This is a genomic window from Synechococcus sp. H55.11 (genome assembly GCF_047462475.1).
Classification (GTDB): Bacteria; Cyanobacteriota; Cyanobacteriia; order Thermostichales; family Thermostichaceae; genus Thermostichus.
Genome location: NZ_JANSJI010000024.1, coordinates 1 through 10,568, shown reverse-complemented (window position 1 = coordinate 10,568; position 10,568 = coordinate 1). Strand labels below are relative to the sequence as shown.

Annotated in this window: 8 protein-coding genes; 6 read left to right on the top strand and 2 right to left on the bottom strand. The window is 62.2% G+C overall.

Translation table 11 applies throughout. The annotated features are described in order from the left end of the window. The first annotated feature begins 154 nt into the window (after positions 1–154). Positions 155–1,186: an anthranilate phosphoribosyltransferase gene (gene trpD, locus NW853_RS00825; RefSeq protein WP_414335480.1), complete on the top strand. Its 1,032-nt coding sequence runs from the start codon at positions 155–157 to the stop codon at positions 1,184–1,186. Here trpD and NW853_RS00820 read toward each other — a convergent pair. Further along, a complete protein-coding gene (locus tag NW853_RS00820) occupies positions 1,183–1,809 on the bottom strand; it encodes a nitroreductase family protein (RefSeq protein WP_414347170.1) in 627 nt (208 codons plus the stop codon). The two genes, trpD and NW853_RS00820, sit on opposite strands and share 4 nt — an antisense overlap. Positions 1,810–2,083: 274 nt before the next feature. On the opposite strand from NW853_RS00820, the gene dapA reads away from it, so the two are divergent. Both dapA and NW853_RS00810 read left to right on the top strand, forming a co-directional pair. Beyond that, entirely contained in the window at positions 2,084–3,004 is a 921-nt protein-coding gene (dapA, locus tag NW853_RS00815) for a 4-hydroxy-tetrahydrodipicolinate synthase (RefSeq protein WP_414335476.1), read from the top strand. A 221-nt stretch (positions 3,005–3,225) separates the two neighbouring features. Further along, on the top strand, positions 3,226–5,064 hold the full coding sequence (locus tag NW853_RS00810) for a ribonuclease J (protein WP_414347168.1): 1,839 nt from the start codon (positions 3,226–3,228) through the stop codon (positions 5,062–5,064). Positions 5,065–5,155: 91 nt separating this feature from the next. On the opposite strand, the gene NW853_RS00805 is transcribed toward NW853_RS00810, so the two are convergent. Beyond that, positions 5,156–6,103, bottom strand: coding sequence for an SGNH/GDSL hydrolase family protein (locus NW853_RS00805; RefSeq protein ID WP_414347167.1), 948 nt, complete (start codon positions 6,101–6,103; stop codon positions 5,156–5,158). A gap of 129 nt (positions 6,104–6,232) precedes the next feature. On the opposite strand from NW853_RS00805, the gene NW853_RS00800 reads away from it, so the two are divergent. From NW853_RS00800 to purD, 3 genes are all read left to right on the top strand, one after another. Further along, positions 6,233–7,522 (top strand): HD domain-containing protein, encoded by a 1,290-nt coding sequence (locus tag NW853_RS00800; protein ID WP_414347165.1) that lies wholly within the window; start codon positions 6,233–6,235, stop codon positions 7,520–7,522. 68 nt (positions 7,523–7,590) lie between these two features. Beyond that, a complete protein-coding gene (locus NW853_RS00795; protein ID WP_414347163.1) occupies positions 7,591–8,781 on the top strand; it encodes a glycosyltransferase in 1,191 nt (396 codons plus the stop codon). 111 nt (positions 8,782–8,892) lie between these two features. After that, positions 8,893–10,206, top strand: a complete 1,314-nt coding sequence (gene purD / locus NW853_RS00790; RefSeq protein WP_414335468.1) for a phosphoribosylamine--glycine ligase — start codon at positions 8,893–8,895, stop codon at positions 10,204–10,206. Positions 10,207–10,568 lie beyond the last annotated feature (362 nt).

Here is a 10,568-nt window from a genome sequence, read left to right as displayed (position 1 = left end):
CGAAGCAGAGCCCCCCATTCTGCTGGGAGCGGTAGCCGGCCTAGGTCAGGCCCACTATACTAAACTAACCATTGGCCTGGCCCGACCCATGTAAAGCAAGTAACGGAGAGGGCCGATACGTTTGCATGCCCACTGACATCCAGGATCCCCACCCATGACGGAAACAGCTGACCTTTGGCCACAGCTTTTGGGACAGTTGCTGGATCGGCAATCTCTGAGCGAAGCCCAAGCCGAACAGTTGATGAACGGCTGGCTGCAGAACCAAGTGCCGGATGTGGTGTCGGGGGCGATCCTGGCGGCTCTGCAAGCCAAGGGGGTCAGCGCCGGTGAACTGGCCGGAATGGCGCGGGTGCTGCAGCGGGCTTCGCTGGGATCCCCGCTGGACTTGCCCCTGTTGGTGGATACCTGCGGCACCGGCGGCGATGGAGCCGGCACGTTTAACATTTCTACAGCCGTGGCCTTTGTGGTCAGTGCAGCCGGGATCCCGGTGGTGAAGCACGGCAACCGTTCGGCCTCTGGCAAAGTCGGCTCGGCAGATGTGCTGGAGGCCCTGGGGGTGAACCTCAACGCCGAGCCAGAGCGGGTGCGGGCGGCGGTGGCGGAAGTGGGCATCACCTTTTTGTTTGCGCCTCACTGGCACCCGGCCATGCGGGCGGTGATCCCCTACCGGCGGGCCCTCAAAGTTCGCACCATTTTCAACCTGTTGGGGCCCTTGGTCAATCCTTTCTACCCCAACCGCCAGGTGATCGGGGTGTACGCGCCGGAGCTGGTGCCGGTGATGGCCGAGGCCCTGTGCCTGTTGGGACGGGAAGGAGCCGTGGTGTTGCACAGCCGGGAAGGTCTCGACGAGGCTGGGCTGGAGCGGGCCACGGATCTGGGCCTGCTCTCCCAGGGATCCCTGCGCACAGAAGTCTTGAACCCACGAGATTACGATCTCACACCTGCGCCCACCTCGGCTCTCCAGGGGGGAGACTTGGCGGAAAATGCCGCCATCCTCACCCGCGTCCTCCAGGGATCCGGAGCACCTGCCCAGCAGGATGTGGTGGCCCTCAATGCCGCTTTGGCTCTGCAGGTGGCGGGAGCTGTTCCCGATTGGGGATCCGGAATTGCCCGAGCGCGGGAGATCCTTGCCAGCGGCGCCGCCTGGGATCGCCTGCAAAAATTGGTCGATTTTCTGGCTTCCTAAAACTCCCGCCCTCGCCCAAAAGCCAACACCTCCTCCACCCCCAGGCGAGGCTTGCGGGGCAAGTTGCCCGGAGCTGGGTAGCCCACCGCCAGGAGCATCACCGGCACGTAGCGGTCGGCAATGCCGAACTCCCGCTTCACCCCTTCCGGGTCAAAGCCGATCATCGGCCCGCTCACTAACCCCTTCGCCTGCGCCGCGATCATCAAGGCCATGGCCGCCAGCGCCCCGGAGCGAATCGCCTCATCTCGCGCCAAAGCGGGATTGTTGGCGTAGGTGGCTTGGGCCATATTCACCCAGCCTTCCGCCCGCTCAGGAGAGAGGATCCCGGCAGCAACGGCTCTCTGGACAAGTTCAGGCAGCTTCTCATGCCCCCGCAGATCCCCCAAGATGATAAACACCACCGCCGCATCCGCCACTTTCTGCTGGTTGTAGGCCAGGGACTTGAGGCGTTCTTTGTCCTCGGGATCGGCAACGGCAACGAACCGCCAGTGCTGGATGTTGAAGGAAGAGGGGGCTTCCGTAGCATAGGCAACCAGCTCTCGGATCTCCGCTTCCGATAGACGACGGCTGGGATCAAACCTGTCGGCGGAAATCCGCTCTTTCAGGGCGGCTAGGGCGTCCATAGGGATCCTCTGAGGTGTCGGTCAAAGGCTGCTGCCCCCAAAGGCGGAGGCAAGATTGGTAAATGCTATACATTCCGTGCTCAAACGGTCTGCCTTCTTTGTTATCTCCTTTTTTTGGGCCTGTGGCAACCGGGTGAGGCATGAGTTGGGCTTTGGCAGAGCAGGCGAGCGGGATCCCTGACGCAAAGGCAGGTATGATGGAGAAGTAACCCGGTCTGGTCTGGATCCTGGGGTTAAATGTTGGATTGGTGAGGTTGATGAGGAGAAGCAATCGGTGAACTTCGGTCGAGTGCTGACGGCCATGGTTACCCCCTTCACCGATGAGGGGGAGCTCAACTACGATGAGGCCGCTCGTTTGGCCGATTACTTAGTAACCCACGGCAGCGACGGCTTGGTGGTCTGTGGCACTACGGGCGAGTCTCCCACCCTGACTTGGCAAGAAGAGTACGAACTGTTCCGCGTGGTGCGAGATGCTGTGGCCGGTCGGGCCAAGGTGATCGCCGGGACTGGCTCCAACTCCACCCGCGAGGCCATCGAAGCCACCCGCAAGGCTGCCCAATTGGGCTTGGACGGCTCTCTGCAGGTGGTGCCCTACTACAACAAGCCTACCCAGCTCGGCCTTTACGAGCACTTCAAGGCCGTTGCCCAGGCCAGTGACCTGCCCATCATGCTCTACAACATTCCCGGACGGACGGGGGTGAGCCTGCAGCCGGAAACAGTGGCAAAATTGGCAGAATTGACAACGATTGTCGCCATCAAGGAAGCCAGTGGTACAATGGAAGTGGCTTCAGAAATTCGGCGGCTTACTCCCTCCCGTTTCGCTATTTATTCGGGAGACGACTCCCTGACCCTGCCGATTTTGTCTTTGGGAGGCAGTGGCGTGGTCAGTGTAGCCAGTCACCTGGTTGGGCCACAACTGCAGGAGTTGATTCAGAGCTACGCCAAAGGGCAGCACGACCAAGCTTTGGCCCACCATTTGCGTCTGTTTCCGTTGTTCAAGGTTTTATTTGTCGAGACCAACCCCGTTCCGGTCAAGGCAGCGCTGGAGATGCAAGGTTGGCGAGTGGGTCGGGCGCGTCTTCCCCTAGCGCCGCTGCAGCCCAGTTCTCGGCAAGTTTTGCGACAGGTGCTTGAAGAGATGGGCCTACTGGCTGAAGCGAAGGGATCCAAGCAAATGGCGACGAAAGTTTCATGATGGCACCTTGAGGTTTTGCTTCCGCTATGACCGGGGTTTGCAGGGAGTTCTTTTGTGGTGTTTGACCTGTGGGTAAGTAGCTTTTTCCCTGAAAAGCTCTTTCCCCCTTTGGGAAATGGATGAGTTGTGGCGGCTGAGTTCAGCTTTCACCCACAGCTGGGTCGGGGATGGCTTGCGCCAATTTCTGTTTTTGCTTTTTACTGTTGAGGATCTAAGCTCATATGCCAACATCACGTTCTTCGGTTGCTTCTCGTTCTGTGACTCCACAAACCACCTCTTCCGTGCAGATGATTCCACTGGGTGGCGAACGGGAGATCGGCAAAAACACCTGGGCCTTCCGCTACGAGGATGACATTATCCTCTTGGATGCCGGTTTGGCTTTTCCAGAGGAGGGTATGCACGGCGTGAATATCGTGCTGCCGGACATGACCTACATCAAGCAAAACCGTGACAAAGTGCGGGGGATGGTGGTTACCCACGGCCACGAAGATCACATCGGCGGGATCCCGTATCACCTACGAGAATTTGATATTCCGGTCATCTACGGCCCCCGATTGGCGCTGGCCTTGCTGGAGGAGAAACTGCGCGATGTGGGGCTATTGAACCGCACAGAATTGCGCCCCGTCGCCCCCCGCGAAATCGTTCCTTTGAGCAAGCACTTTTTTGCCGAATTCATCCGCAACACCCACTCTTTTGCCGATAGCTTTACGGTGGCTCTGCACACGCCGGTGGGTGTCATTATCCAGACCGGTGACTTCAAGATCGACCATACCCCGGTGGATGGGGAGCGCTTCGACCTGCAGCGGCTGGCCGAGCATGGGGAAAAGGGGGTGCTGTGTCTGATTAGCGACTCCACCAACGCCGAAGTGCCGGGGTTTACCCCTTCCGAGGCTTCTGTACTGCCCGGTCTCACCAAGGCGATTGCGGGAGCCAAGGGGCGGGTGATCATCACCACCTTTGCTTCTTCGGTACATCGCCTCAATTTGGTGTTGCAGATTGCCGAGCAGCAGGGCCGGGTGGTGTCTTTGCTGGGCCGCTCCATGTTGAACGTGGTGGCTCACGCGCGGCGCCTGGGCTACATCCGCTGCAAGGACGAAACGCTGCAGCCGATGCACGTGATCAACAGCCTGCCGGACGACAAAGTGATCATCCTTACCACCGGATCCCAGGGCGAACCGCTGGCTGCTCTGACCCGCATTGCCAATGGCGAGCACCCGCAGTTGCAGATCAAGCCGGGAGACACAGTGATCTGGTCGGCCAACCCGATCCCGGGCAACACGCTGGCAGTAACGCGGGTGATCGACAAGCTGATGGAGCTGGGGGCCAATGTCATCTACGGCAAGGACAAGGGGCTACACGTTTCTGGCCACGGCTGCCAGGAAGATCAAAAGCTGATGATCGCCCTCACCCGTCCCAAGTTCTTTGTCCCCACCCACGGGGAGTACCGCATGCTGGTCAAACATGCCGAAACGGCGATGAGCATGGGGATCCCGCGGGAAAACATCGTGATTATCGGCAACGGCGATGTGGTGGAGGTCAACCGTGAACGCATTGCTGTCACGGGCCGCGTCCCCTCTGGCCTGCAGATGATCGCCGCTTCCCACGATGGGGTGGTCATGGACGAGATGCTGCAGGAGCGCCAGCAGATGGCCAAAGATGGCATGGTGACGGTAGTGATCAGCTTGGATGGCAGCGGCCAGTTGCTCTGCACGCCGCAGGTGCAAAGTTTGGGCCTGGCGGGTGAGGGCAATTCCTTTAAAGGATCCGACCTAAAACCCCTGCTGGAGGACACCCTCAAGCAAGCTTGGCCGCGCTTTGCCCGCTCGCTGGAGCGGGGCAGGCTGGAGATCGACTGGGCCGGCCTCAAGGCAGAGGTGGAGCGGGTGGTGCGCCGCTTTGTCCGCGAACAACTGCCCGGCAAGCCGACGGTACTGGTTTTTGTCCAGTCGCCTGAGGAGGAGTCTGTGCCGGTCACCTCTCTGCCAGTTGGCGAAGTGCGGCAGGAGCAGGTAACCTTGGGACGACGGCGGCGCTCCTCGGCGGCGGTGGCGGCTTCTTAAGACCGGCTTGCTGGGGTTTCCCAAGACTCCAGCGCCTCTTTCCTGCTACGGGAGAGGAGCGGGGATGTAGAGGCATCATCGGCGCGGCACCCTAGAGGGAGTGCGGATCTAGTGGCCAGGAGATTTCTGCTGTTGAGGGGAGGGATCCCACCTCGCTAAAGGGCGGGCAGCGGCGCTGGGGCGGGACGGGCTGCTGCAGGATCCTCAAGAAAGCCTCGGCCAGGTCGGCATATCCCCGGTCGTTGGGGTGAAAGCCATCGGCCAGCGGGCCGGGGAAGAAAGACTCGCGGCGGTAGGAGCGGGGATCGCAGAGGAGATCCACCACGGGGATCCCTTCTTGGCTCAGGGGGTTGATGGCCCGTTGGCTGAGGCCGACGGAGACCCAAGCCAGCAGTTGCCGCAGGCCCCTGGGCTGCTGCTGCCCCAGGGGGATCAGGGCGAAGTTGGGCAGGTTGGCCACCGCCAGGCGAGCTTGGGGAGCACGGGCCCGCACCGCCTGCAGCAGGGTTTGGTAGTCGGCGGCAAATTGTTGGATCTGGCGCTCAACAAAGGGCAAGGGATCCTCGCCGCGCAGGGCCCGTTGGGCTGCCGCGAAGACAATAGCGTTGGTGTCGTTGCCGCCCACCCAGAGGGTGATCAGGGTGGCGTCGGGAGGGATGCGCGGCACTTGATCCTGGAGCAGGTTGGCCGGGATCCCTTCCCGCAGGGCTTGCATGGCTGGGCTGAGTACCGCTCCTGAGCGGCCCAAGTTAATTAGCTCCACCGGGCCGGGCAACAGGCGGGCCAGGCGGGGGACATACCCCGTCCCATTGGGGCAGTCCAGCGGCTCTGAGCGCTGCGGGCGGGTGCCGGCAGCGTTGGCTGGACCATCGCAGGAGATGGAGGCGTTGAAGCCAACGGCATCACTGGCTCCCAGAGCAACGTAGCGGGTGAGGGCGGGCGGGCTGGGTATGAGAACAGCGGGGGGAGATCCAGAGGCTTCGGAACAAGCAGTTAGCCCCCACCCCAGCATCCCGATTGCCAGCGAGAGCAGCAGCAACCGAACAGCTCTGGGGGCTTGCCTCTTTTGCCAAGTAGGGGAGCCCATGGGGTAGCTTTGCTGCAGAGGTGGGGGAAGCCCCCAGCCAAGCTAGCCGAAGATTGGCCAATTGGCGAGTATGGTGGGAGTATGGCGCTGCGTTTTTGCAAGTCCCGCACCTACCACGATCCCCTGCACGGTGCCATCAGCCTGGATGGCGGGGATCCGGTCGAGGCGCTGCTGATTCGCCTCATCGACACGTCGGCCTTCCAGCGCCTGCGCCGCGTCCGCCAGTTGGACACCGCTTTTTTTACCTTCCATGGCGCTGAGGGATCCCGCTTCACCCACTCGGTGGGAGTGCTGCAGGTTACGCGGCGCCTGTTTGACAAATTGGCCCGCCGCTACCCGGAGCTGCGCCCCTACCGCGCCGTTACCCTGGTTGCCGCTCTGCTGCACGACATTGGCCATGCCCCCTTTAGCCATGCCGGCGAGGAGATCTTCGGCTGCCGGCACGAGGTCTGGACGGCCCGCATCGTGCGGGAGGATCCCCAGATAGCCACGCTGGTGGCGGAGTTTGACCCGCAACTGCCGGCCCAACTGGAGCAGGTGTGGCAGAAACAATTTCCCCTGCCGCTGGTGGGGCAGCTTATTGCCAGCCAACTGGACTGCGACCGCTTTGACTACCTGATGCGCGACAGCCTGCTCACCGGCGCCCAATACGGCCACCTGGATCTGGATCGCATCCTCACGGTGTTGGACTACGACCCGGAGACGGGATCCCTCTCCATTCCCGCCCGCAAAGGCCTGGGAGCCATCGAGCACTATCTGGTGGTGCGCTATTTCATGTACACCCAGGTGTACCAGCACCCCAAGAGCCTGTGTGCCCGCTTTATTTTGGAGCGGCTCTTCAAGCGGGCCCAGGTGCTCCTGCACCAGGGAAAGATCGAGCTGGATCCCATCTTGAGTGCCTGGTGTTGGGCGGCGCTGGCGGTGCAAAAGGGGGATCCCTTCGAGCTGCCTTTGCCCCTCTATCTGGCCGCTGACGATGTGATGTTCAGCTACCCTTTTCGCTTTTGGGCCATGGCGGGGAAGGATCGCATCCTAGCGGATCTGGCGCGGCGCTATTTGGATCGGGATCTGTTCAAGGCCCGCAACCTCAGCCGCCTGCCAGAAGAGCGACGCCAAGAGCTGGTGGCAACTCTAAGCCAGAAGATGCAGCAAGATGGCTTGGATCCAGAAAGCTACTTGGGAATTCGCTCGGCCCACGTCCAGGGCTACAGCTTCTACGACCAAGGGATCCAACTCAAAACCGAGGACGGCTACGTGGAAATTGCCCAGCTCTCGCCGCTGGTGCGATCCCTGGTGGAAACGCAAAGCCAGGTTTGGCTGATCTTCCCCCGCCCCTACAGCGATATCGTAGAGAGGGCTTTGTCTGCCTAGAGGATTGGCAGATCCCAGGGCTAGGGCATGGGCAAAATCCGTTCCTTATCTGAAAGAGGGAAGCAAGAGTGGGAATCCCGGAGATCCTGGCGATGGTGTTGGCGCTAACGGCCCTGGCGATTGCCTTGGTGGCGCTGCGGCTGGGGCGGGCGCTGTGGGCTTCCCCCTGGCTGCGGGATCCCTTGCCGGAGCAAGCGGCAGAGGTCGCAGCGGCCCTGGAGCGGCTGGCGGTGATCGTGCCTGCCTACAACGAGGCGGAAAACGTGGTGGGCTGCCTAAGCAGCATCCTGGACAGCACCGCCGCCCCGCTGCAGGTCTGGCTGGTGGACGACGGCTCCACCGATGCCACCTGGGAGCTGGCCCAGGCCCTGGCCACCGAACGGCAAGATCCGCGGCTGCACCTGCTCCAAGGGGATCCCCGCCCCCAAGGCCAAACGTGGGTGGGCAAAAACTGGGCCTGTGCCCAAGCCGTTGCCGCCCTGGCCGCCCAGCCTGATCCCCCCGACTACCTGCTCTTTCTCGACTGCGACGTGCGGCTGGGATCCGCTGCCATCGAAGCAGCCCTAGGACAGTTGCTGGCAAGCGGCAGCGGCTTGGTGAGCGTAGGGCCTCAGTTGGTGTGCGGCTGTCTGGCCGAGTGGCTGGTGCAGCCCATCATGATGGTCATCTTGGCGGCAGGCTACGACTTTGCCGCCGTCAACGATCCCAAGCGTCCCAAGGCCTTTGCCTTCGGGCCGTTCATGCTGTTTCGCCGCTCCGCCTACGAGCAAGTGGGCGGACACGCCGGCGTGGCCGATGTGGTCATCGAGGATGTGGCCTTGGCCCAGCGCATCAAAGCGGCCGGCCTGGGCTTGCAGATTTGCCTAGGGGGGCCGCGGGTGCGATGCCGCATGTACGCCAATGGAGCCGCCCTCTGGGAAGGGTGGACGAAAAACTGGTTCCTGGGCCTGGAGCGCAACTGGGCCCTCGCCGTGTTGGCGATGGTCACTGTCTTGGGCATCTGCAGCCTGCCCTGGCTGGGGTTGATCCTGGCTGTGGCTACGGGATCCCCGCAGGTCTTGGCGGCCAGCCTGGCCGGGATCCTAGGCCAAGGGGTCATCCGCCTGCTTCTATGGCGTTGGGCCCACCTGCCGCTGCGTTACTGGTGGCTGACGGCGGTGGGAGGCTGGGTGACGGCGGCCATCATCTTGGCTTCTGCCATCCGCACCACCAGCGGGCGCAACTGGACTTGGCGGGGCCGTCCCCTGGGGTCAAACTAGCCTGGATCCTCTGAAATCTGTTGGGAACATGGTCTAATGGGGGATGTTCGGGGAGCATCCCAAAATAAACAAGCGGCGTTGACAAGGTGTTTACAAAGGTGGGATAGCACCATGCAGGCTTTGGTCATCGGCTCCGGGGGACGGGAACACGCTCTGGCCTGGAAGCTGCTGCAGTCTCCCCAGGTTACACGAGTCTACTGTGCCCCCGGCAACGGCGGCACGCAGCAGATGCCCCGCTGTCAGTCTGTGGCTTTGGCGGCCACCGACATCGAGGGACTGGTGCGATTTGCTACCGTGCAAGGGATCCGCCTGACGGTGGTGGGGCCGGAACTGCCCTTGGTGGCGGGAATTGTGGACGCCTTTCAGGCAGCGGGGCTGCCCATTTTCGGCCCCAGTCGCGCCGCCGCCCAACTGGAGGGAAGCAAGCTCTGGGCCAAGCAACTGATGCAGGAAGCGGGGATCCCTACGGCTCCGGCTGTGGGCTTTGCCGACTTGTCCGAGGCGCTGGCCTACCTGGATGCAAGGACTGCGTCAGGCAAAGGCAGCTATCCGGTGGTGATCAAAAAAGATGGGCTGGCCGCCGGCAAGGGGGTGACCGTTGCCCATAGCCGGGAAGAAGCCGTGCAGGCTCTGGAGGCGGCCCTGGCCAAGCCGGGCGAGCAGGTGCTGATCGAGGAGTTTCTCGCCGGCCAAGAGGTGTCGGTGCTGGCCCTGACGGATGGCCAGATCTGCCTGCCGCTGCTGCCCGCCCAAGACTACAAGCGCCTTGGCGATGGCGATACCGGCCCCAACACCGGCGGCATGGGGGCCCACGCTCCGGCAGACTACTTGGTAACCCCAGAACTGTTGGCCCGCATCCAAGCCCAAGTGCTGGATCCCACCCTGCAGGCTCTGCAGCGGCGGGGCATCCGCTACCAGGGGGTGATCTACGCCGGCCTGATGATCACGCCCAATGGGGATCCCTATGTGTTGGAGTACAACTGCCGCTTCGGGGATCCCGAAGCCCAGGTGATCCTGCCCCTGTTGGAAAACCCTCTGGACGAGGTGCTGCTGGCCTGCATCGAGGGACGGCTGGCCGAGGTGCAACTGAAGTGGAAACCCGGCTACGCCGCCTGCGTGGTCATGGCCGCCTCCGGCTACCCTGACAGCTACGAGCGAGGGATCCCCATTGCCGGCCTGGAGGCCGCCGCCGCCACCGGGGCCCTGGTGTTCCATGCCGGCACTCGCCAGGTGGGCAAGCAGCTTCTCAGCGACGGCGGGCGTGTCCTCTGTCTTACCGGCCAAGGGGCAACGCTGGCGGAAGCGCTGCGCCAAGCCTATGCCGCCGTGGAGCAAGTCCAGTTCCCCAAAGCCCATTACCGCTCCGACATCGGCAGCCGCGCCCTCGGGCCTGCCGTCCGGCGAGGTGCGCTGCCCGCCCAGTAACCCCCTCAGCTTCCTAGGCAGAAGTAAGGCCCCAGAGAGGTCGCTTCTCCGGGGCCCCTAAAGCAGTTTTTAAAAAAGCTTTGATGCTTAAATCCTAGCTCCTCTGATAACGAGACTGCAATGATAGTATCAAAACCTCAACTTTACTTTAAGCTCCTCAACAATAACCCTCTGCTTTGCCCGAGCACGGAGATCGCCCTGTCGGCGCTCTCTCCTGCAACGATCTGGCCCTCTCTTATCCAAGAGGGATCCCGCATCAAGTGGCTGGGGTCATTCCAGTGGCAGAAGGGGTAGTCGCCTGCAGCGGCCCAAAGCACTGGAGAATCGTCTCGCCTAAGTGCATTCAAACAACTGAGCTTAAC